General features: G+C 46.1%; 18 protein-coding genes and 1 tRNA gene. 13 read left to right on the forward strand and 6 right to left on the reverse strand.

Annotation, left to right across the window (positions count from 1 at the left end; all coding sequences use genetic code 11):
- Positions 1-256 precede the first annotated feature (256 nt).
- On the forward strand, positions 257-592 hold the full coding sequence (locus HYN59_RS03445) for a hypothetical protein (RefSeq protein WP_146185852.1): 336 nt from the start codon (positions 257-259) through the stop codon (positions 590-592).
- Positions 593-790: 198 nt separating this feature from the next.
- On the opposite strand, the gene HYN59_RS03450 is transcribed toward HYN59_RS03445, so the two are convergent.
- Complete coding sequence (locus tag HYN59_RS03450; protein ID WP_108776933.1) at positions 791-1,765, reverse strand: c-type cytochrome; 975 nt, start codon at positions 1,763-1,765, stop codon at positions 791-793.
- Between the two features lie 69 nt (positions 1,766-1,834).
- Positions 1,835-2,671, reverse strand: a complete 837-nt coding sequence (locus tag HYN59_RS03455; protein ID WP_181369501.1) for a helix-turn-helix transcriptional regulator — start codon at positions 2,669-2,671, stop codon at positions 1,835-1,837.
- A gap of 172 nt (positions 2,672-2,843) precedes the next feature.
- Between HYN59_RS03455 and HYN59_RS03460 the strand changes: the two genes are divergently transcribed.
- The 4 genes from HYN59_RS03460 (at position 2,844) to HYN59_RS03475 (ending at position 4,995) form a co-directional block, all read left to right on the forward strand.
- Positions 2,844-3,401 carry a 2'-5' RNA ligase family protein gene (locus HYN59_RS03460; protein WP_108776935.1) on the forward strand — a complete coding sequence of 186 codons (558 nt, stop codon included), beginning with the start codon at positions 2,844-2,846 and terminating at the stop codon, positions 3,399-3,401.
- Positions 3,402-3,589: 188 nt separating this feature from the next.
- A complete protein-coding gene (locus HYN59_RS03465) occupies positions 3,590-4,201 on the forward strand; it encodes a 2'-5' RNA ligase family protein (protein ID WP_108776936.1) in 612 nt (203 codons plus the stop codon).
- Positions 4,202-4,278: 77 nt separating this feature from the next.
- Positions 4,279-4,863 (forward strand): hypothetical protein, encoded by a 585-nt coding sequence (locus HYN59_RS03470; RefSeq protein WP_108776937.1) that lies wholly within the window; start codon positions 4,279-4,281, stop codon positions 4,861-4,863.
- A 58-nt stretch (positions 4,864-4,921) separates the two neighbouring features.
- Positions 4,922-4,995: transfer RNA gene (locus tag HYN59_RS03475), tRNA-Ile, on the forward strand.
- 63 nt (positions 4,996-5,058) lie between these two features.
- On the opposite strand, the gene HYN59_RS03480 is transcribed toward HYN59_RS03475, so the two are convergent.
- From HYN59_RS03480 to HYN59_RS03490, 3 genes are all read right to left on the reverse strand, one after another.
- On the reverse strand, positions 5,059-6,393 hold the full coding sequence (locus HYN59_RS03480; protein ID WP_108776938.1) for an SWIM zinc finger family protein: 1,335 nt from the start codon (positions 6,391-6,393) through the stop codon (positions 5,059-5,061).
- A gap of 1 nt (position 6,394) precedes the next feature.
- Positions 6,395-9,382 carry a DUF6493 family protein gene (locus tag HYN59_RS03485; RefSeq protein WP_108776939.1) on the reverse strand — a complete coding sequence of 996 codons (2,988 nt, stop codon included), beginning with the start codon at positions 9,380-9,382 and terminating at the stop codon, positions 6,395-6,397.
- Positions 9,383-9,635: 253 nt separating this feature from the next.
- Positions 9,636-10,853 carry a YfaP family protein gene (locus tag HYN59_RS03490; protein ID WP_108776940.1) on the reverse strand — a complete coding sequence of 406 codons (1,218 nt, stop codon included), beginning with the start codon at positions 10,851-10,853 and terminating at the stop codon, positions 9,636-9,638.
- 162 nt (positions 10,854-11,015) lie between these two features.
- Here HYN59_RS03490 and mce point away from each other — a divergent pair, with 162 nt between their 5' ends.
- The 4 genes from mce (at position 11,016) to HYN59_RS03510 (ending at position 14,722) form a co-directional block, all read left to right on the forward strand.
- Complete coding sequence (gene mce / locus HYN59_RS03495; protein WP_108776941.1) at positions 11,016-11,417, forward strand: methylmalonyl-CoA epimerase; 402 nt, start codon at positions 11,016-11,018, stop codon at positions 11,415-11,417.
- Between the two features lie 114 nt (positions 11,418-11,531).
- Complete coding sequence (gene rbfA, locus HYN59_RS03500; protein ID WP_108776942.1) at positions 11,532-11,924, forward strand: 30S ribosome-binding factor RbfA; 393 nt, start codon at positions 11,532-11,534, stop codon at positions 11,922-11,924.
- Position 11,925: 1 nt separating this feature from the next.
- The gene (locus HYN59_RS03505; RefSeq protein WP_108776943.1) at positions 11,926-13,131 is read left to right on the forward strand and encodes an ABC transporter permease; all 1,206 of its coding nucleotides are present in this window, start codon (positions 11,926-11,928) and stop codon (positions 13,129-13,131) included.
- A gap of 166 nt (positions 13,132-13,297) precedes the next feature.
- A complete protein-coding gene (locus tag HYN59_RS03510; RefSeq protein ID WP_108776944.1) occupies positions 13,298-14,722 on the forward strand; it encodes an MATE family efflux transporter in 1,425 nt (474 codons plus the stop codon).
- Between the two features lie 87 nt (positions 14,723-14,809).
- Here HYN59_RS03510 and dusB read toward each other — a convergent pair whose 3' ends face one another.
- On the reverse strand, positions 14,810-15,826 hold the full coding sequence (gene dusB / locus HYN59_RS03515) for a tRNA dihydrouridine synthase DusB (protein ID WP_108779631.1): 1,017 nt from the start codon (positions 15,824-15,826) through the stop codon (positions 14,810-14,812).
- Between the two features lie 270 nt (positions 15,827-16,096).
- Here dusB and HYN59_RS03520 point away from each other — a divergent pair, with 270 nt between their 5' ends.
- The 4 genes from HYN59_RS03520 (at position 16,097) to HYN59_RS03535 (ending at position 22,944) form a co-directional block, all read left to right on the forward strand.
- Positions 16,097-18,118, forward strand: a complete 2,022-nt coding sequence (locus HYN59_RS03520; RefSeq protein WP_108776945.1) for a T9SS type A sorting domain-containing protein — start codon at positions 16,097-16,099, stop codon at positions 18,116-18,118.
- Positions 18,119-18,125: 7 nt separating this feature from the next.
- The gene (locus HYN59_RS03525) at positions 18,126-18,332 is read left to right on the forward strand and encodes a hypothetical protein (RefSeq protein WP_108776946.1); all 207 of its coding nucleotides are present in this window, start codon (positions 18,126-18,128) and stop codon (positions 18,330-18,332) included.
- Between the two features lie 362 nt (positions 18,333-18,694).
- A complete protein-coding gene (locus HYN59_RS03530) occupies positions 18,695-22,720 on the forward strand; it encodes a T9SS type A sorting domain-containing protein (RefSeq protein WP_181369502.1) in 4,026 nt (1,341 codons plus the stop codon).
- Positions 22,721-22,728: 8 nt separating this feature from the next.
- Complete coding sequence (locus HYN59_RS03535; RefSeq protein WP_108776948.1) at positions 22,729-22,944, forward strand: hypothetical protein; 216 nt, start codon at positions 22,729-22,731, stop codon at positions 22,942-22,944.
- Positions 22,945-23,362: the final 418 nt, after the last annotated feature.

Raw genomic sequence — 23,362 nt, forward strand, 5'->3', positions numbered from 1 at the left:
CTTTGGGAGGCTCTTATTGAGATAAGCAATTAAAATTACGCATCTGCGGGTGCAAAAGACCCTAACTTTTGTTAAAATTAGCATTGCAGCCCGAATGGAAAACAGACTGACTTACAGCATACAACATCCCCTAAAATATAGATAAAGTATAGACAACCGCTTTTTCAGAACTTATTTCAGGTTACTTCTTTTAAATTCGCAATGCAACAAAATGCGGCTCCCAAACGCATCATCCACTAAAATACACCTTACAAAAATGACCGCTTTACTAAACGGGTTGTCCCGACGCGTGCAAATTATAAAGCGCGCATTTGAAATACTGCCCAAAAAGAAGAAGAAGATAAAACTCCTGTACTTTAACCATGTGCCTGATGCTGACAGCAACGACACGATTATCATCAGGTACAGGTTTACCAATGCCATATATTATACCCTCGACGGCAAAGATACCTTTGAAACGCGCCACGTAATTATGCGCCCCGATTCTGAAAGAAAGCTGCTGCTGACCGTACACGGCTTTATGAGAAAAAGCAAGTATGCAATAACGGCTATGCCTAATGATGTTTATATCACGAAGCTTATAGGCGATTAAATGAAAATGCAGGCGCCGGGCACCTGCATCTTGCTGATAAAAAAATAAACCTAAACCTATATTTATAATAACCGTGCGTTGATATAAGAACGAAAAATGCCGCATTTCGACTGCGCTCAATATGGCATTTTCATTCTCCTTTAGAATATTTCCGGCTGTTAAACGAAATAAATGTTTACATCAAGGCCACTTTAATTCCTATTTCTTTTCGTACCGCACCACATTATTTTTGATTGGCTTCAATGACTTCAGGTAAGCATAAATGGCCTTAAGGTCGGATTCCTTCATACCTGAATACATGTTCCATGGCATCGGCGTATTGAGGTCACTCTTTTTCATTTGTGCCGGCTTATAATCTGCATGCGTGTACATTTTGAAACGTGCGGTAAACGCTTCTTCACTCCAGCTGCCTATCCCTGTCGCATCGTCAAATGTAATGTTTGGTGAGCGTATGATGCCGCCCGGCTGCAGGAATTCCATCCCTCCGCCAAATTCGGTTCCGGGAACAATAGCGCCCTTATCCATCTTGCTGTGGCAGTCTACACAACCTGTAGCATTTACCATATAAGCACCATACTTCACGATATCCGTTTCGGCAGGCCGCTTTTGGAAGTCGGCCTTTGCAGGCATGGTGTTGATGAGTATATTCACCGGAAAATCAGGCACTGACTCCGGTATATTTTTTTCTACCGATGGCAATGTACGGATGTAAGCGATCATGCTGTACACATCTTCCTTATCCATCTTCCCGAAGCGGTGGTAGCCCATAACCGGAAACAGCGCCTTGCGGTCTTTATCCACACCCGTAGTAATTGCCCTGAGCAGTTCGCCATCGGTCCAGTCCTTTAAAGCATAAGGCGTAATGTTCGGAGCGTAAAACACACCCGGGAAACCCATCTGCTGGTTGAATACCTCACCGCCTGCTCCAACGCCTTTCGGATCCATCGGCCCGGCGTACAGATTCCAGTTGCGGGTACTGTGGCAATCCATGCACACCGCCACGTTGTTCGCGAGGTATTTCCCCCGTTCAATACGTTCCGGCGTCCTTTCTATCGTTACATATTCCGCTTCACCAGTATTAGGCAGCGCTATCTTAATATAGGCTATCGCGCTAACAAGCAGCACTATAATTGCCAACAGGATATAACCTGCGATCTTTAAAAACTTTTTCATCTTTGTTTGTATTATTGTGATGCAAAGATGCTGTATCGAATTTTCCCTCCATTGAAGAAAAGCGACATCTTACAAAAAAATGCTGTCGGTAAAAGCAACCGGCCTTTTCAGGAAGTGCTCCGCATTCCGCACTACACTCTTAGGTGCGTCGCCGGCAAACTCCCTGAACTCCCGTATGAAGTGTGCCTGGTCTGCATACCCAAGGTCATAGGCAATGTCGGCCCATTCATGCTCGCTTTGCAATGCTGAGAATGCGTTGCGGAAACGGATGATGCGCAGGTAGCCTTTGGGGGTGGTGCCAAGGTTTTCCTTGAAGCTTCGCTGCAACTGCCGCATACTCACAGATATCGAATTGCTTACTTCTTCAATAGAGATGTTACCTTTTGTATTGCGGATAATGTCGGCAGCTGCGGTAAAATAATTATACTGCAATTCGGGATCAGACAAGCGTTTGGAAAGGAAGCTATCGCAATGGGCAACCATAGATGCGGAATCTTTAGCACCATACAGGGGCCGGTGCAGCCCGATGACCTCTTTCCCTAAAAATTGCTCGAGGCACACGAATCTTGAATACAGCGACGCGGCGGGCACATTGAACAGTAAAGAAAATGTCTCCGGCCTGAAACGGATGCCAAAAAGGCGGGCATTACTTTTTATTTTCCAATAAACGGGGTTGTTGTATATGCCATGAAAGAAAGCGCGGGGCAGCTGCCCGGCCTGTCCGTTTTCAAGGATATCTGCAATGTTTTCATCAACATGGATGATCACTTCCAGCATGCCCAGCGGCAGGCATCGCTGTACCGGCGAGACCTCTCCCGGTGCCCCACTGAATGACTGCACCCAATAACACTCTACATAAGGCGCGAGTCCGGCAGTGGGCTTAAATTCTTCGTACGTAATTGTCATCAGATAAAATTCTATATAACAAGCAGGATTATTTTTTATCACTACTTTTCTTGTAGACGCAAAAAATTTAAAAAAGTGACAGGCAAAATGTGGTTTTTTTTCGAAAAATTTCACTTTTACGTAACTAAAACGTTTGAAGCCTGTTGAAAGAAATAAAAAACTATATTTGTATATGTCACGCGAAAATCTATACTTCATAGCCCTCATTCCCCATGATACCGTTTCAGACGAGGTGACCGCTTTCAAGAATGATTTTGCACAAAATTACAGTAGCAGCCGTGCGCTTAAAAGCATGCCGCACATTACCCTTAAAGCGCCTTTTAAACTGGAAGCCCGAGAACACGACAGCCTTTTGGAATGGTTCGAAAACCTTCGCCCTGAGAAGGAGCCTTTTACTGTAGAGCTGGAAGATTTCGGCAGCTTTGACAATAAGAACAACCCTGTGATCTATGTAAAGCCCGTTATGACCCCTAAGTTGGAAGGCCTGCAAAAAGCAATCCTGAAGGGATTTGAGTTTGCGTATCCGCATATTTCGATCCCTTATACCGAAAGAAACTTTCACCCGCACATGACGATAGCCTACCGCGACCTTACGCCGGAACAACACGCCCGGGCCATGGATATTTACCAGCATAAAAAATACAGCGCTTCCTTCAGCGCCGACCGTTTTTACCTGCTACAGCACAACGGGCAAAAATGGAACGTGGTGGCCGAGCATCTTTTGGGTTGATGGGTTTCGGGTTTGGAGTTTCGGGTTGCTTACTCTTGCCTGATAGGTCCTCTCCCCCGGCCCCTCTACCAAGGAGAGGGGAGCGAAACGTGCTCACTCTTATGTGTCGTTTATTCTGAACAACCATATCAATATAAAGAAATAAACTTCTCGCGAAAAACGTTATTTTTGCACCACAAAACCCCAAAATGGCCAGGAAGAATACCGGACAATTAAGCTTTTTCGAAGAGACTGTTTATGAGTACCTCATACTGCTCTCGCCGTCCGATGCCATAAAGGAGGAAGTAGACCGCATGAAGGAACTGCTTCACGGGATGATAGGGCTGGAAGCCTACAACCGCAATTCGGTAGCACATGTGTCGCTTTTTAAAAAGGAAGCTGCCGACAACGCTCCTATAATAAAACTGGTAAAGAAAGCTGTTGCAGGTATGGAGCCGTTTACCATCACGCTTGCCGGGCATGAGGTGCTGAAGCATGGCAGCGTTTCGCGCACATTGTGCCTGAAAATAGAAAACCCTGAGCCGGTAACTGCCCTGGCAGCACAGCTTAACCCTGTTCCCGAGCCCAAGCGCAGCTACCTGCAAACGACTATTCTGGACAAGCCCAAACGCCCTAAAAAACCTGTTTATCCCCACGTTACCATTGCACGCAACATTCCGGTGGCCGACTTTAGCCGTATAGAAGACCTCACTGCTTTTGATTATACTGCCGAATGGCTGTGCGACCGCATTACAATTTTACGCCGCGTAGCAGGAAGCACAGGGCATTTCTCGCCGGTGAGCGAGGTAAAGCTGGGATAAAGAATGTATACCAAAAGATCACAGGTGCGAAAAGAAAATTTGTATTTTTATCCCCCTGCCACATAAAACCAAATACAATGAAACTAAACCTAAAAGCCATTATCTTACTCTTGCTTATCAGCACTGCTGCATCCGCGCAAACTATTTTCGTAAACCATGCTGACCCTGCTACCGGAAGCCGCGTAGTGCAAACCAATAACCAGATAGGCCCTCAGCTTGATATGGATGACAGCATCAGCAAGCACGGTGCGCTGTTCTTTGCGGCAGGCTACCAGTCGGCCACTACTGCCGGAAAACTTGTGGCAACTTATTATATCGACCTTAACATCATTCATAACGACAACAGGCTGGGGTGCCTGAGGCAATTGGAAAGCCGCATCATCCTGACGCTGGAGGACGGGACAAAAATGGAATGCATCCAGATATCCGATTCCGACTGTGACAAGGCTGCCTTCCACGCAGTTTTTGCGCTTATGCCAAAAGGCGGCACTACCGAAACAATGAAGCAAAACTTTGAAAAGCTCATCAATACGGGCATTACTGAGATAAAAGTCATCACCACCGAGAAAGAGCTGGATTATAAAATTAAAAAAGATTTTGTGCCCTACCTAAAAAAACATTTCGCGCTGATAGACAAGACAGTGAACGGCAGTGCAAAATAATACCCAAAAATAATTTGGATGCAATGAAAAATAGTAGTAATATTGCAACCTCAAAACCGGTCCTATAGCTCAGTTGGTTAGAGCACCTGACTCATAATCAGGTGGTCCCTGGTTCGAGCCCAGGTGGGACCACTGGTTTTATAAAAGCCTTCACAGTAATGTGAGGGCTTTTTGTTTTAAAATCGAATATTAAACCTAAGCTCTCATCATCTTCACAGCCAGGATATGCTTGCACAACCCGCGCTTGTCCTGATGGTTGGTAAACCAGTCGCAGGTACATTTTGACAGCCCGCCCTTAATGACCACCGTATGCTTTACGCCTGTCCCTTCAACCCTTGCTTCAATAGTGCCGGGTTCTTTTGTAATAAAGACAACACCATTTTCATCAATTAGCTTTTTCGCATTCTTTAACCTTGGGTTGAGCGAGAGGATACGTTCTGCCCTGAAAGGAAGGCGGCGGTAATAATGTTGGCGGCTGTGCAGGTCATAGCCCAGGAGGCCCATGGAAGACAAGGAGGCCGTCAGGGCATCCATCGTGTCAAAGGCGACATCGTGCTCAACAGACAGCATTGTTGGATCAAACTGCTCATTGGATTTCAGCAGGCTGTTCATGGCATGCACCCATGCTTCGGGCACTTCAACGGCCATGTTTTCAAGTACGTTGCCTTCCCCGGAAAAACCCCTGTAATTGTCGGGTGACAGGGCAAGGGTAAACCTCATCTTCCCCAGGTCCCCCACGATCGCAACACTTTCCCCTCCACCTGACTGGTAAATGGTCATGTTTTGAAAGTAGGTGGCAATGCCGTCCAACAGGCGCAACCGGGCAATACCTCCAAAACGCACGGCATCCTTACTTTCGACCGGCGACCACATAAACTTGCTGGCTCGCTGCGACAGATAAAATTCACCTTTTGTAGTACCCTTTGGGATGCTCTGAAACAGTTGCACGATCTGTATCCTGTTCAGGCTGAATTTTTCTTCCATACCGGCGAGGTAGAGCTGTACGCTCGTGAGCCCCTTGATCCATCGTGCAGGGAGGGTTACCTTTTTTTCGGTCACCGTACCTTTTTCGGTGCTTACCGACACATTTTTACTCCCCACGCCCAGTATCATTTTTTCTTCTTTTTTAACGGCATTCAACGCATTCAGCATCGGCTCATTAAAATCCACATTGGTTGTACCGCTGGCAATGAATTCGCCGTCAATGGCTTCCTCCAGCAGGTCCAACCGGGCATAAACGCCATTGCAGGACGAAAACCCCTCAAACCGCAGCTGGCCTGTACCTGCCGAAACGATAGGGTCGAGCAGCCTCGGCGGAATTGGGGTAAATGAGGAACGAACCACTTTTGACAGCGTGAGCAAGCACCGCGCCGTTAAAAAAGGCTCTGTAATATTTCCCCAGAAAAAGCAAGGAACGTGGTTATCCTCTTCAATTTCCGACTGGTGCGACAATACCAGTTGATTGATGCCGCTTGTGTGAGTCAGCGAGGATATCCCCCGGTATTCGATGTCCAGATCAGCCAGGTCCATATTATTTTTTTATCTTGTTGATGATGGGCTGCAATAGCTTCAGCCCTTCCAGTTCGTTTAAAGCTATTTCCACCGATGGGGATACCTGGCGGCCCAGCTTGTGCTTCATGTCGTAATACAGTTCCAGTATCTTTTTGACATTGCCCGGCATGTTGTCCGAAAGCTTTATTTCCGGCAGTATGTATTCCAGCAATTTGAACAGTGCGTCATTGTGCTTGTGCGAAATATCCCTGAGCGGTTCCAGAAGGCCCAGCATCCTGTTAGCCGGGGCATACTGCCTGTTGACAAGGATTCCAAGTTTTGAACCCATATCCTTCAGCGGAAGGCGGTTTTCCTCTATGCTCCGCACTAACACTTCGCCGGCCATTGCCCTTGCATTTTTGTTCTTGTTGAAAACCGAGGTGGCAAGGTAAATGACCGAACCCGGGTCCAGCCTGTAAAAGCTGTTCAGCATGTGCCTGAGCAGGATGGGGGTTTGCCTGTAATCAAACTCTTCTTCCTTATTGAAGATCGAGGCGAGAAACAACGCTAAAGCCTCTGTGTTTTGGGGCATAATACTGTACATAAAGGTTACATCGGAACCATCGAAATACCAGGCTTTCTTTTCTTCTCTTGTATAAACATCTTTACCGTAAAAGAATGTATAAGGCACATCAGGGCGTTTCGGGAAGGGAATATCGAGGACATCGGCCACGTATTTCGTTTTTTCCCAATCGCCTAATGCAACACTATAAGCACCCCAATATTTCGCTTTCGTCTGAAGTCCCGGCCTGTAAGGTTCTACCATAAAAGGGACATCGCCAAACGACTTTGAAAATTCACTGAAAACAGCATCCGGCTGGTAGGTACGCGCCGCCAAAGCCCAAAGGCCGGCCCACTCGCGATCTTTTACTTCCGGAATAGCTGTCGTGTTCCCTAAAGCGAAATCCAGTAGCGCCCTCACATCGGCATCCTGTATTTCCGGGAGCTTTTTTGTGGCTTCTTCTGTATTTTCCCGTGGCATCCTGCTGATTGCAACGGCAAGGTCAGTAAGGTTAATCTTTTGGTTTGCTTTTTCGTAGGCAACAATCCTTTCGGCCAGTACCGCAGGATCTACCCAAAGAGGCGTGTGTGTCGGCGCGCTGAGGAAAGGCAGGGATACTTTATCGCATATCCTTTGCTGCGCCAGGATTACCAGGTCTGATAATGTGTGAATGTTGTAGGTAGCGCTGTCATTATACCGTTCGTATCGATACACCCTGTCTTCATTTTCGAGGAAGGGAATAAACTCTCTGGAAAAATTACGATGCCAGGATTCCTGCCTGTATTTATCCAGCTGCTTGATGTAAGGCTCCAATTGTTCTTTGTAGTCGGGCGGGAAAAGATCCCTTTTGCACACCCAGCTTTGGAGCATGATTTCAAGGTCAACGGTGTCGTCTGACTTTACCGTTTTCCCGATATGGAAAAGAATGTCATTCCACGTTTCAGGGTAGGCAATCTTGTCATCCAGCCTTTTTACTGCAATGGGATCGAAAATATAGTCTTCGTCAGCATCTGCAGTAACAGCTGATGTTTCACCTGACGCATCCGGGCTCATTAAGGGTTTCAGGTCGTTCGCTACCTTTCCTAACATCTGCGACGCATACATAGCCAGTTTTTCGCCCACTTCAGCATCTTTGCCATGCTTTAGCAAAAAGGCTGCCGCCCTTTCCTGCAGCTGCAGGCCGGGGATCATGAACATATCGGTTACAAGGCTACATATCCTGTCTTTAAGTTCCGGTTTCTTTGCAATAGCTATATCCAGTTGGATAAGCAGCGCTTTAACGCCTCCCTTCATTTCGGCACGCATAAAAACAGGCTCTGCCCAGTTGAGGAATTCCACCAGGTCAAAATCTTTTTCGGCGAAATAAGGCTTCAGGGAGTCGATAGCAAAATTAACGATGGAACTTTGTTCCGAATGCAGCAGCGGCAGGAACAGTGCCTGGTGCTTTATCACCAGCTCTCTTTCCAGTCCGGCCCTTAGCAGCACTTTCCGTAAATAAGCCTTCAGGTGGTTGTGCCAGTTTTTTGTCTGCACTTCGATCACATGGGTAAGCAGGAATTCTTTCTCTATTTTTCCTTCTTCGAGCAAACGCCAGAAGGCAACGTCCCAGAAAACGGTAAGGTCTTCAGGCCACGAAGCGGCAGCTTTACTCCCCTTGTAAATCCAGGTTGTGTGAAGGCTTGTTTCGTATTCAAACAGCAACGGAAGGTCGCGCTTATAAGCCAATTCATCATTACATATATAATCCAGCCCGTCTGAATAGATGCTGAGATATAGCGCGAACAATTCGGGATCATGCTTCACGTGCCCCCATTCCTCTAGTTTTCTCAGGTTGTTATAATGAAAGTATATACTCCTGCCGTTTCGTTGCCATTGCCGGAAAAACTGTAAAAGGTATTCACCTATCCATGACGGTTTTGCCCAATCGAGCGCTTTTTTGATTTTATCGATTTTGTGGTAAGAGCGTAAAGCATCGGCCAGCTTGTCCCAGTTGCGGGTATCCGAAAAATCGAAAACAGCAAAGGCAACACAGGAGGCTATTTCATTTTTGTCGCTACCCAGCCAGCCGGAGTAGGTCTTTATTTCTTTTTTAAGCAGATCCTTATGCTCCTTTGCATATTTTTCGAGAAAAGGTATAATGCCCTCATAATTAGTCTCATCAATGAGCGCTTTTAATTCCCGTGCAAGATTTTCTTTTATTTCTTTGGCAGAAACCTTTGCGCCGGACGTGGGTTTGGCGACAGCTATCTCCCCTGCCGTCCCATTTTCCGAATATCCTTTTTTTATTTTTTCTTTAATTAGCTTTTCCGCATCGGCAAGGCAGGCCTCATCGGTATCAAAATCTTTCGTTTTGGCCTGTCCCGAAGTCCCGCTCCGTCCAAAGGTTACAGTATGCGAATTTCCGGTTACTTCAATCTGCCAGAATTTGTCAGATGTATCATCAGTGTATTGTAAGTGTTTGATCATATTGGTTATTAATTGGCGACTAAATGTAGGTAAAAAAACCAATCGTAATCTAAAAAATGACCCGCCCGGACCTGTTTATATTTAATGCAGATGACCCTCGTGAAAAACTTTCAGGACAAGCGTATGACATAAGCGATCATTCGTTGTAAAACATCTGAAATGCGTTCAAAAACAGGGGCAATAAAAAAAACAGCAGTAACATTTGCTACTGCTGTTTCAGGAAAACCTCCCGTAACTAACCCAACACAAGAATTTAATTATGGTTATACGTCCAGTGTGTCGACTCGCCGCTATTCAGCGTGCCGGTCTTGGTCTGGACTACCGTATTGTTATCCATCACTTTGACTGTGAAGTTGGATGATGTGCTGCCGCTGCCGCAATCGCCATAATAATCTACCCAGAAAGTGTACTGCCCCGATGGGCCATTGTTGAAGAAGATGTTCTCGGAATCGCAGGCGTTGCCGCAGGCACAATCCACATCAATAGTACCGCCCTGGGCTGTTTCGTTGCCATAGTATATTATAGAGCCATTTGGGGTCTGCACATACAGGTCAAGGTCTACGTTGCCGGCGTTGCTAAACTGCAGGTTGAACCTTGGATTTCCGTTCTGTCCCTCCAGGCCGCCTTCTCCATCACATTCAGCCCCGTCATTGGAAAGGCATATCGGCAGCTGGAAACCACCATCAGGCGTGGTGAACGTTCCGCTTCCTGTTTCGCCATTCTCCCAGGCAACGGTATAGGTATATTGCGTGTTTTTATTGAGCACAAAACGTATCGTGTTGCAATCGGTATAGGTATGCATCTGCCCGTCCAGGCCTAAAAGCGTTATGTCATGACAAAATATTTCTGAAGACTTGCTGTCCATATTAAAACGGATCTGGTTCGATTGAAAATAATAGTCCGAGCACAGGCCGCCTTCCTGATAGAAACCATTGAGGCCGCTAAAGCTCACCCCGTTGATGGTTACGGTAGCCTTACAGGTTTCGTTGTGTGTAAACACTACTGCCGACTTTTGCAGGCTTCCCCATCCGCCATCGGTAACAAGGTTGGGGTTGGCAGCGTTTCCTCCTACTGTCATTTGCGAACCGTCAGGGTTGGTGCCGCTCAGGTAAATGGTCCTTGTAGCCGTATCTATCGTTCCGGTAATGTCTTCGATCCCTGCAAATGCCCCATTGGCCTCGGTCACAGTGATGTTGTAATTCGGGCCTGTTTTTACAGAGGAACCCTTCATGCTGCCGGTAAGCAGGTTGAGCCTGGTAGCGCCATCATCGTCGATGGTAACATACCCTTCCAGGTCGCTAACCGCCCCGTTGTTATTGAGCGTCCCGGTAAATATTCCTGAGAATTCGAATTCGGTTAAAGGCTTGTTCGATCCGCCTCCGGAGGAATCATCTTTGCTGCACGCTACTACTATGAGCAGGCACATAAAGGCCAGTGCAGATAATCTTTTTAGTGTTTTTGTTGGTTTCATTTTTGCAGATGTTTAATTATTATTGGGTTAGAAGCAAATGTAACCTCTGAAGAAGCATCATAAAATACCTAACAATGGGGATTTTCTTAGCGTTTAAGGAGCCTGTTTGAAAAATGGGTACCTCTATGTTTATGATCTTTGGGATATTCAATATATTTGGGCATGAGAAAAATAGAGCACATCGGCATAGCGGTAAAAGACCTTGCAGCATCTAACCTGCTTTTTGAAAAACTATTCGGCGCACCGGCCTATAAAGAAGAAGAGGTGGCCAGCGAAGGCGTAAAGACTTCTTTTTTCATGAACGGCCCGAACAAGATCGAGCTCTTGGAAGCGACCAATCCCGACAGCCCTATTGCCAAATTCCTTGAAAAAAAAGGCGAAGGCATACACCACATCGCTTTTGACGTGGAAGATATCGTTGCAGAAATTGCACGCCTGAAAGCGGAAGGATTTACAGTACTGAACGAAACCCCTAAACGCGGTGCCGACAATAAGCTGGTGGCCTTCCTTCACCCAAAAGGCACCAATGGTGTTTTGGTAGAGCTGTGCCAGGAGATAGGGTAATGATTCAATTCCATGATGTAGTAATGTAACAATTACCCTATTGACCGCATTAAGAAAAATTGCTACATTTATAAATTGCTACCTTGACATATTAATAATTGCTACCTTTGCAGCATGGAAACAAACAGGCAGAAAAAGATCGGGGCGCTCCTTCAAAACGATCTGGTTGATATTTTACAAGGCGAGATACGTAAGAACGGCATCTCCAATCTTATTATTTCTATATCGAAAGTAGTTGTAACGACCGACTTGTCGATCGCAAAAGTTTATCTTAGCGTATTCCCTTCAGAAAGGGGCGGTGAGATACTTAATGCCGTAAAATCGAATGCGCCGCTTATCAAGCACGACCTTTCGCAACGCGTAAAATTGCAGTTGCGTAAAGTGCCGAACCTTGTATTTTACATAGACGACACCCTTGACCAGATCGAAATCATCGACCGCGAACTTAGCGGTGCAAATAACCCACTTACCAACCCTGAACTCTTAGAAAAACGCAAGAAATCTTAATTTGGGCTTCCCGTTTTACATAGCACGGCGTTATACCATAAGCCGCAGCAAAAGCACTGCCGTAAACATCATTACCGCAATTGCCGCTGTGGGCATACTGGCGAGCACCGCCGCGCTGTTCATTATCATGTCGGCTTTCAGCGGGCTCAAGGATTTCAGCCTATCGTTTACCGATGCTACCGACCCGGACCTTAAGCTGTCGTCCATTGGCGGGAAAACATTCCTTATCTCCCCTCAGCAGGAACAGCAGCTGAAAGGGCTTAAAGGAGTGGCGGTGTACAGTAAAATAGCCGAAGAACGCGTGCTTTTTTATTTTGATGGAAAAGAGCAGGTAGCCGTACTCAAAGGGACCGACAGCCTTTTTACGCAGGTAAACCCAATGAAGGCAAAGCTCGTTGGCGGGCAATGGCCCATTACCGAAACCTCTCAGGTAGTTGTAGGCGCTGATATTTTCACGAAATTATCGCTGGGACTGTTTGACTACAACCGCGTTCTCGAAGTATATGTGCCAAAACCGGGAAAAGGCCCGATACAAAGCCCCGAAGATGCCTTTAATAAAGGCGGCCTGCATGTGGTCGGGGTATATTCTGTCAATGACGATGTGAACGGAAAATATGTTTTCTGCAATCTCGATACCGCCCAAAAGCTGCTGGATTTCCCTGCGAACAAACTTACCGCAATTGAATTCAAGCTCGCACCAGGCGCAGTCGAAGATGATGTGAGGCAGCAATTGCAAACCATCTTCAATAATAAAGTCATCATTAAGAACAGGGCGCAGCTTAACGACTCGCTTTATAAAATGCTCAATGCCGAAAACCTGGTAACCTACCTTTTCTGCTCGCTGGTCGTGGTGCTTACGCTGTTTTGCCTTGCAGGAGCGCTCATTATGCTGATTCTCGATAAAAGGGAGAACATCAAAACCCTGTACAGCCTTGGCACTGAGGTAAGCAGCCTGCGCAAGATATTTTTATACCAGGGCATTTTTATTACTACGCTTGGCATATTCTTCGGGCTCCTGATCGCTTCGGGAATCATACTCCTACAACAGCATTTTTCACTGTTTATGATTACTAATGATATGGCCTACCCTGTTGCCTTCAGGCTGCAGAATGTACTTATCGTGCTCGCTACCATTTTTACCCTAGGCATTCTGGCCTCATGGATAGCGGCAGGCAGGGTAAATAAAAAATTGCTTGAAAATTCATAATTTTAGCATTTTTCATAAAAAATTACGTTTATATTTGTGCTTTATTCAAAGCATATGATAGTATTTGCTGTCCGCACCCGCTAACAAGGACACCTCTTCCCGGCAAATCGAAAAGGCATTATTCCTGATGCCTCTACCCTATTATTAATACATCAAATACAATATCATGACACAGAAAGGAAATTCCTCCGGTGCCCTGTCACGCTTTTTTTCATTATTGAAACAATCCCTCAAGGGAGAAAATATAGACTTTACACAAGGCAGCATACGCCGTGCCGTATTACTGCTTGCCATACCCATGATGCTCGAAATGGTTATGGAGTCGGTATTCGCACTTGTCGACCTTTACTTTGTAGGCCACCTCGAGAACAGCAGTTTTGCCATGCAAACGGTCGGGCTTACAGAATCGGTACTGACAATTATCTACTCCATTGCTATCGGGATGAGCATGGCTGCCACTGCTGTGGTAGCGCGCCGCATTGGCGAAAAAGACCCGGTAGCCGCAGCCAAAGCCGGTATGCAGGCCATAGTTGTAGCGGTAGCGGTCAATATACTTATTGCGGTATTTGGGTTTATTTATGCTACTGATATACTAGTTATTATGGGTTCGTCACGGGAATCTGCCGAATTTGGTACTGATTTCATTCGCATTATGATGAGCGGCAGCTTTGTCATTATGCTGCTGTTCCTTTTTAACGGAATCTTCCGTGGGGCAGGTAACGCTGCCATTGCCATGAAAAGCCTTTGGATAGCCAACATTGCCAACATTATCCTGTGCCCGATATTCATTAACGGGTTGGGGCCGATACCCGCTTTCGGGCTAACGGGCGCGGCTATAGCCACCACGATAGGCCGCAGCATGGGTGTGCTTTACCAGCTGTATAATCTCTTCAACGGTAAGGGTATGCTGAAAGTAGTTGCCTCTTATTTCATACCCGACATAGAACAGATAAAGGCGCTTGTAAAAGTGGCCGCACCGGGTATACTGCAATTTGTTATCGGCTCGTGCAGCTGGATGTTCCTTGCGAACTTAGTAGCGACCACAGGCGGCGACGAAGGTTCGGCGGGCTACCAGAGCGCGCTCCGTATCATGATGTTCTTTATGCTTCCGGCATGGGGAATGAGCGGTGCAGCGGCTACACTGGTAGGGCAAAACCTTGGCGCCAAACTACCGGAACGGGCAGAGCGGTCGGTTATTGTCACGGCAAAATTCAATATGGCTTATATGGCGGCTATTATGGTAATAACGCTCTTGGCAGCCGAACCCATGATGTCGTTCTTTACCACAAACCCGCATGTACATCAAATAGCTGTAAAAGCCATCCGGATACTGAGCGCAGGCTATGTATTTTATGGCCTTGGAATGGTGCTGCTTAATGTTTTCAACGGCTCAGGCGATACCAAAACCCCTACATGGGTCAACCTTTTTGGGTTTTGGTTTTGCCAGATACCACTTGCCTACCTGCTTGCCAAAGGATTAGATATGGGGCCAACGGGAGTATTCTGGGCAGTGCCTATAGCCGAGACCGCCATGACTATTGCCAGCTTTATCCTTTTCAAAAGGGGAAGGTGGAAAAAGGTGGAGGTATAAGCCTCTTAACCCCCCAAAGGGGGAATTGGAGCTGTAAACAAAAACGGGGTTGTCTTTTAGGACAACCCCGTTTTTCATATATAGATTTTAATTACATCCTGATTGGAATTCCCCCTTCGGGGTTAGGGGGCCGAACTTCTCCCGCACTTCTTCCAGCACGGCATATACATCAACAGCATCGTCGTGGGTTACCATGCGCTGGCGGTATTCCTTAAAGTTAGGGATGCCTTTAAAGTAATTGGTATAGTGGCGGCGGGTCTCAAATACGCCCACACGCTCGCCTTTCCATTCGATGGCCCATTTTAGATGGTTGGTCGCAGCTTCCACCCTATCCTCTAATGTCGGGGCAGGCAGGTGCTCGCCGGTAGCCATGTAGTGCTTTATCTCGTTGAATATCCATGGGTAGCCAATAGCCGCTCGGCCTATCATGATGCCATCGATACCATAGCGGTTCTTATATTCCAGCGCCTTTTCAGGGCTGTCGATATCGCCATTCCCAAAAATAGGGATCTGTATGCGCGGGTTGTTCTTTACGCGGGCAATGTGGCTCCAGTCTGCCTCGCCTTTATACATTTGCGCACGTGTCCTGCCATGGATGCTCAGGGCTTTAATGCCTACATCCTGGAGGCGTTCGGCAACCTCATCGATATTGATGGAATCTTCATCCCACCCAAGGCGTGTTTTTACGGTAACCGGAAGGTGTGTACTGTTTACCACAGCTTTGGTAAGCCGCACCATCAGGTCGATGTCTTTCAGAACACCGGCACCGGCGCCTTTGCAGACCACTTTTTTGACAGGGCACCCAAAATTGATATCCACTATATCAGGGTTTACCGTCTCCACTATTTTAGCCGATAACGCCATCGCTTCTTCATCGCCACCAAATATCTGGATGCCTACGGGACGCTCATAATCGAATATATCCAGTTTCTGCCTGCTTTTCATTGCATCGCGTATGAGTCCTTCCGACGAGATAAACTCACTGAACATAAGATCCGCGCCATGCGTTTTGCACAGCCTGCGGAACGGAGGGTCGCTTACGTCTTCCATAGGCGCAAGCAATAAAGGGAAATCTGGGAGTTCTATGTTGCCGATCTTAACCATCTTCTTCATTTTGTGCAAAATTACATTTTTTTAAGCGAACATAATCTATACGATTATTAGCAGTCTAAAAGGCTAAAACCTGTGGCTGATTATTTGTTAAACCCTATTAACATAATTTTTTTCACATTTCAGCCAAAAACTAATCCTCATTTAATACTCATTTAACATTGCAGCTTTTTTTATTAACGAATGATAGTGACAAAAGGCGTTGCTAAACCTGTTCATTTGCAGTTACTATTTAAATAATAGCAATCACTTTATACTTACTATATGATGAGAACTTTTACCTTTAAAAAACAATTCCTGCTTTTTACCCTGCTAATGGGCTGCCTTTATGGCAATGCCCAAAATGTCTGGACCGGCGCGGTGGATTCTAAATGGAATACCCCCGGCAACTGGCTTCCGATGGCTATTCCCACACAAACCACCGATGTGGTTATTCCTGCAGGGCTTACTAATTACCCTGTTATTATGGGCTTTGACGGGATTGCCGACTGTGCCAATATCACTATCGATGCAGGTGCGAATGTAATTGCCGATAACAATGGAAACGGAAAACTTCGCATTTACGGCAGCCTTACCATTAACGGGACACTGGATGTAACCGATGGCACCCTGATTATGGCGGGCAATATCCCGCAAGTTATACCCGCTAATTCTTTTTTGAATAATACAATACGCAATCTTACTATCTACCATATTGGCGTATTAGGATCTACCACTATACAGGGGCCGCTAAACCTGACAGGCATACTTAAACTTAACGGCGGGCCACTGAATACCGGCGATTTCCTTACATTGAAAAGTACTGCCGAGAGCACGGCTGTGATAGATGAGGTTACGGGAGTGTTATCTGCAATTACCGGAAATGTAACTGTAGAACGCTACATCCCCGGCAAAAGGGCTTTCAGGCTGATAACCCCTTCTACCACGGGAGGCACAATAAACAGCAACTGGCAGGAAGGCGGCTCTGAGGCGGCAGGTTTTGGCACCGACATTACCGGCGCAGGAGGAAGCTCTAACGGCTTTGACCCGACAACAACCAACAATCCTTCATTATTTACCCATACCAACAGCAATGCTACATGGGCGGCAGTAACAAACACAACCCTTGGCGTACTTACCGCCGGAACACCTTACAGGCTTTTGGTGCGCGGCGACAGGACGGTAAATCTTGGCTCTAACACTTCTCCTGCAACTGCGACAACCTTACGCACAACAGGAACACTTGTTACCGGAAATGTGACCGTTACAGATTTCGGCATGATGGCAGGAGATTTCAGCATGGTTGGCAACCCTTACCAGGCAGCTGTAGATATGGGCGCTGTACTGGCCGATGCCACCAACCTGAATACTGATTTTTACTACGTGTGGGATCCAACCCTGAATGCCCGAGGCGGCTATACAACTGTAATTATTGCTACCAACTCCAACACTATACCGGGATCCCAGGCCAACAGGTACCTACAGCCAAACCAGGCCGTATTTGTACAAACGGAAGCATCGTTCCTGCCTACATCGCTGACATTTACCGAAGCGCATAAATTCGTTTTTTCAAACGTAACGCCAAACCTGTATAGCGAAGCTGCCGATGCTGCCGAAGCGCACATAAGGCTTGCCATGTACAATAGCGACGCTGCTGATGGCGTGGCAATGGATGGCTTGTTGGTTCGTTTCAATGATGCTTACAGCAACGCTGCCGACAATAAAGATGCCCTTAAACCAACCAACCAGGACGAGGGTGTTGGCGTATTGAACAACGGACAGACTTTTAGTGTGGAGAGCAGGCAGATGCCGGTAGCTGCCGATGTATTGACACTTATAAACACATCATACAGGGGAACATCTTATACCTACAAAATATCAGTAAGCGAACTGGATAATGTTACCGCTTACCTTCAGGATACTTATACAGGCACAAGTACAGAACTGGCTAATAATGCTGAAACCCTTTACAACTTTAATGTTGACCCGGCGGTTGAAGCCAGCATAGCACAAAACCGTTTCAATATCATATTTGCCGAAACGCTTGGTACTAATGAATCTGTGAATGCAGCATTCAGCGTTTACCCTAACCCGGCTTCAGGAAATGAATTTAAAGTTCAGCTGGCTTCTGCCGAAAATCCTATGGTAACGGTATTCAACCAGATGGGCCAGCAAATAACCTGCAAAACGAATATGGAAGGCAATATTCTTACTGTGATTCCGGGAGCTCAAATGGCTACAGGAATCTATATGGTACAGGTACAAAATGCCGGTAAAACGGCCGTGAAAAAATTAATCGTAAAATAAACTTGCTATGAAAAAGATATTATCTGTGAAAATGTGGCTTTATGCTGTAATGTTATTTATGTGTTTTGCAGCGCCTGCATGGTCGCAAACAGGATTTGATGATGATGTGGAAGACGAACCCCAGGCGCCAATAAACCAACTGGTTGTTGTTGGTTTTATTGCAGGCTCTATATTAGCCTACCAGCTACTCCGTAAAAGGCAGCAATCAGTGTAGATATAACATATCGCTATATAAACCCGTATACTGAAAAGTGTGCGGGTTTTTAATTTATAGTATAAAGTCGATGATGACAGTCAGAATTCAATTGTTAAATTTTATAAAATTATTTCAAGTAAGACGTTTCACAAAGGTCTAATCCAGTTGTATAAATAATATTTTAAAATTTCAAAAATTTCAAAAATCTAATATTCAGCATTTTAGAACTATTATAAATAAAATCAATCATTTCATAAATATTTAATTGTGGATAGTAATTCATAACATTTTGTTAAAATTATCTTTGCCGCCGAACATACACCCCAATTAATATTCAATTTATGATTACCAGATTTGTTTTAAAAAACCGGTTACTTACAATGGTGCTACTACTTGTAGTTTCCGGATTATCGGCTCAGACAGTCACATCGATTGCTCCTTCTTCCTTTACTGAAAGGATGACCATTACCATTACCGGAACGGGTTTCGTCTCCGGCCAAATGTCCGTCAGGTTCTACACCGGGTCTGACTACTCAACAGGATCTGCTGCATATGTTTCTGGTACATCGGTTACATATGTGAGCGCTACAAGCCTTACTGTTGTAGTACCGGCCGTTGTAGGCACCGACCTTGGCGTTACGACAAAATACCTTCGTGTTGTAAAATCGGGCACACCGGTAACTTACAGTCCTGAAGCATCATACAGCTATGCATCGCCTGCCTCTACTAACAGTGCCTCTTATGTAAACCAAATCATTACCAACTATAACGGTGCCTGGAATACAGGTTCGGGTGGCAGCTATGCAACCAGTACTGTGCAGCCGGACACGCAGCACTCACTTGCAGCCTTCAGGTATGGCGGGGTTTTGTACAGCACAGGTAATAACTCTGCCGGAGATACTACATTGATGAGCGCCCTGGCTACAGCCGGTTATACAAGCGGTAGTGGCTCAACAGCCGGCCAGTATACCCAGGCAAACTGGAGGGCGCTGCCTATCAACAACCTTACAGGTAATATTACAGCAGGTTCATCACAATACATCGTATTGGGTTCCCTTATAGACGGGAGTGCGACAACTTCTGTATATACCGCCCCGTCTGTAGTAGGACTGGGCTGCCGCGACGTACTCATTGACGGCACACGTGGCCTTGGCCTGGGGACAGGCTTTACTAATTTCCCTTCTACCAATGTACTTTCTTTCCAGGCAAGTAATATTATACAAGGCTCGCCCGGAGATGAAAAACCGGACATTCTTGTAACCCAGGTAGCAGACCCGGACGGAGGAGCCTATGCCCTTTATTATTTTACTGACAATGCAGGAAATGTTGTGGGCAAGCCTGTAAGGGTAACAACATCTGCAGTTACAAAAGTAGGTACCTACAAAAGCGATTTCTTTACGCTGAATACTACTACACTTAATAATGCGGTTGTTAATGGTGTAGGCAATCCCGGCGGCCCAACCCGTGATATAAGGCTTGTAGCTTATAAACTGTCTGATTTTGGTATCACCGAAGATAATAAGGCAGGAGTTACAAAATTTATTGTATTGCCAAGCGGCACCGATGATATGGCATTTATGGCCTATAACAGGGACAGTTTCCAGATACCTGCGCCAGAGATCACTACACAGCCGGTAAGCCAGGCGGTATGCCCCAATGGTACTGCTACATTTACAGTCTCGGTTGCTGTTACAGGATCAGGAACAGAACAACCTACCTACCAATGGGAACGCAACGGTATAGCCCTGACAAATACCGGAAATTACAGCGGCGTTACTACAGCTACTCTCACTGTTTCGCCTGTAGCTACCGGGAATTACGGTATCTACCGTTGCGTTGTAACCAACAGTGCTGGGGCGGCTTTCAGTAACAGCGCCTACCTGAACTCGGTATTCCTTACCTATACTGCGAGCGCGGCAACATGCCAGAATGTTGCAACCACCCTTACCGCATCTGCCGAAGGAAATGTGCCGCAGTACCAATGGTACCTCACTGCAAATGACGGTACTTCGACATCTACATCGGGCGCTACCGCCATTTCGGGCGCGACAGGAGTTACCTATCAGCCGCCGGTAACAGCCGCCGGGACAAAAAACTATCTGGTGAGGGCCTACCCTAACGGATATTCGTGTGCACCGGCAACATCGGCATTGATCCCGGTAACCGTTACAGCATCTTCAAATGCAGGTACGGTATCAGAGAATCAGACTGTATGTTCCGGTACTACAGCAACCATAAGCATAAGCGGATATACAGGAACAATACAATGGGAATCTTCTCCCAATAATACAGCGTGGGCTGAAATAAGCGGGGCTACTGCAGCTACATATACAACACCGGCATTAACGGCGACAACCTATTACAGGGCGAAAGTAACCAATGGAATATGCAGCACCGCAACAAGCGCGGCAATAGTTATAACCGTTACTACTACGAATGTATGGACTGGCGCTGTAAGCACTATGTGGAACACGCCGGGCAACTGGGCCTGCGGTATTGTTCCTACCCTGGTATTAAACGCACGCATACCTGTAGTAGCCTCTAACCGCTACCCGATCATAGCCGGTACTGACGGACTGGCTGACTGCCTTAACCTGACCATTGACACCGGTGCAAGCGTAACGATGAACAATGACGGCGCAGGTACCATCCGCATTGCGGGGGCCCTGAACAACAGCGGTAAATTCGATGCGCAGGACGGTACAGTAATATTGATTGGTACAACAGGTGCACAAACGGTTTCAGGGAATTCGTTCTTCAACAATTACATCAGGAACCTTACGATTAATAATGCTTCGGGCGTTACGCTAACCGACGTGCTGAACCTTACCGGTATATTGAGCCCAACAGCAGGCCAGTTCGTTACGGGCAACAAGCTCACGCTGAAAAGCAATGCTGCTACTACAGCCATGGTAGCTCAGGTAACGGGAAGCGTAAGCGGCACAATGACAATTGAGCGCTACATACCGGCACGCAGGGCCTTCAGGCTGTTGAGCTCTCCGGTAAATGGCGGCTCTATACATGCCAACTGGCAGGAAGACGGTACAGACATCGTTGGCTGGGGCACCGATATCACCGGCGCCAATCCTGCCGCAAACGGATTCGATGTATCGGGCAGCAACAACCCTTCGTTGTTCACATTTGATAATACCGGCGGCAGCTCGTGGAATGCAGTGACAAGCACACTTACTAATAACCTTGTTGCGGGACAACCGATGCGCATGCTGATAAGGGGCGACAGGACCATCAACCAGGCACTGAACGCTTCGGCACCAACAGTTACCACCCTTAGGTCTACCGGAACGATAAAAACCGGCGATGTAAGCGTGACCAACCTTACCCAGGAAGCAGGGAAATACAGCTTTATAGGCAACCCATACCAGGCGCCTGTAGATATGAGCGCTGTATTGGCGGGCTCGACCAACCTAAATACCGGATTCTATTACTTTTGGGACCCTACACTGGGAGGTACGCCCACAGTAGGCCAGCCGGGCGGAAGGGGCGCTTATGTAACCGTGCTTTTGCCAAACGGTGTGAATACATCGGGTTCAGCAGCTACAAAGTACATTCAGGCCAACCAGGCATTCTTCGTGCAGACACTTACTAACGGTCCGGCTTCACTGACTTTTAAGGAAAGCCAAAAGTCGCTGATTACTAATGTTACGCCGCGTGTTTACAGGACAGCAGAGGACAATAATTCAAGGATAATGCTGAAAATGTACGACCAGTCTTCTTTTGGGCTGAACGACACACCATCAGACGGGCTTATTATCGAGTTTGGTGCAGACTATTCGAATGACATCAATGCTATGGATGCGCCAAAGATGGGCAACCAGGATGAGAATGTAGCTATACTCAAAGGTACAGACCGTTACAGTGTGGAGCGCAGGGCCAACCCGGTACTTACAGATGTGATACAGTTATTCAACAACCAATACCGGAAAACCGCCTACACTTATGCGGTAGATGTTACAGGAATGGCCAATGGATTGACAGCCTACCTTCACGACAAACTGAACGATACCCTGACCGAGCTGGAGAACGAAGGGCAGACAGTGTATAACTTCACTATAGACGATACCAACCCGATGAGCATTGCCGAAAATCGCTTTGACATTGTTTTTCAGGCAAGTGTGTTGGGTAATGAAGATTTTGATTCCGCTTCGTTTAAAGTATACCCCAACCCTTCGGCAGGAAGCGCATTCTTTATCGATATGCCATCAGCAGGAGAGAAAACAACGGTTGGCATCTACAACATGGTTGGACAGCAGGTGAGCGCATCTTTAAGTGCGGCATCAGGAAACACAATTAAAGTTACACCTGTTACATTGCTCAGTAATGGAGTTTATACGCTGAAGATAAGCAATGGGCAGAAGACCGTTACAAAAAAATTAATTATAAAATAAAAAATGCCATGAAGTCGATTAAACAAAATATTTATAAACCTGCAATCTGTTTTTTTCTGCTGTTGCTGCCTATAATAACAACAGCACAGGATTTCGGTGATGGTGATGGCGATGGCGATGATGTTAACGATGAAGCACAAATAGACGGATACGTAACTGTAACTCTTATTGCGGGATGTGCGCTAGGATATATCCTAATAAAACGTGAAACAAAACTTTCATAAAGATTACATCTACATATAATTATATCAAAAGCGGGACTCAAAATGTTCCGCTTTTTTATTTATCACTATTTACTTATTGAATAATTTTCATTTAATAAATACATAATTCCTACCTACATTTCATAATAACAGAGAATATCACAATTACTACAACGTTATAGTTTTAAATAGGAATAAATATTTATAATTTTAACATTTGTGAAACCATCACATTTCAAATAAATTTGTTCATTTGTATTATAGTTTTAAAGATATTTGACGTAATAACCGTGTCCCCCAAGGTCATTATCGTCGCATAATATTCCGTAAAATAAAGCTATTTAAAGCAGTGCATAGAGCCCCCTTTATGCACTGTTTCTTTTTTAGGCCGGCACGTTTTCCGCATTATACAATTATCGTTTGCAACTCGCTAACTTTG

It is taken from the genome of Flavobacterium album (assembly GCF_003096035.1).
Taxonomy (GTDB): Bacteria; Bacteroidota; Bacteroidia; order Flavobacteriales; family Flavobacteriaceae; genus Flavobacterium; species Flavobacterium album.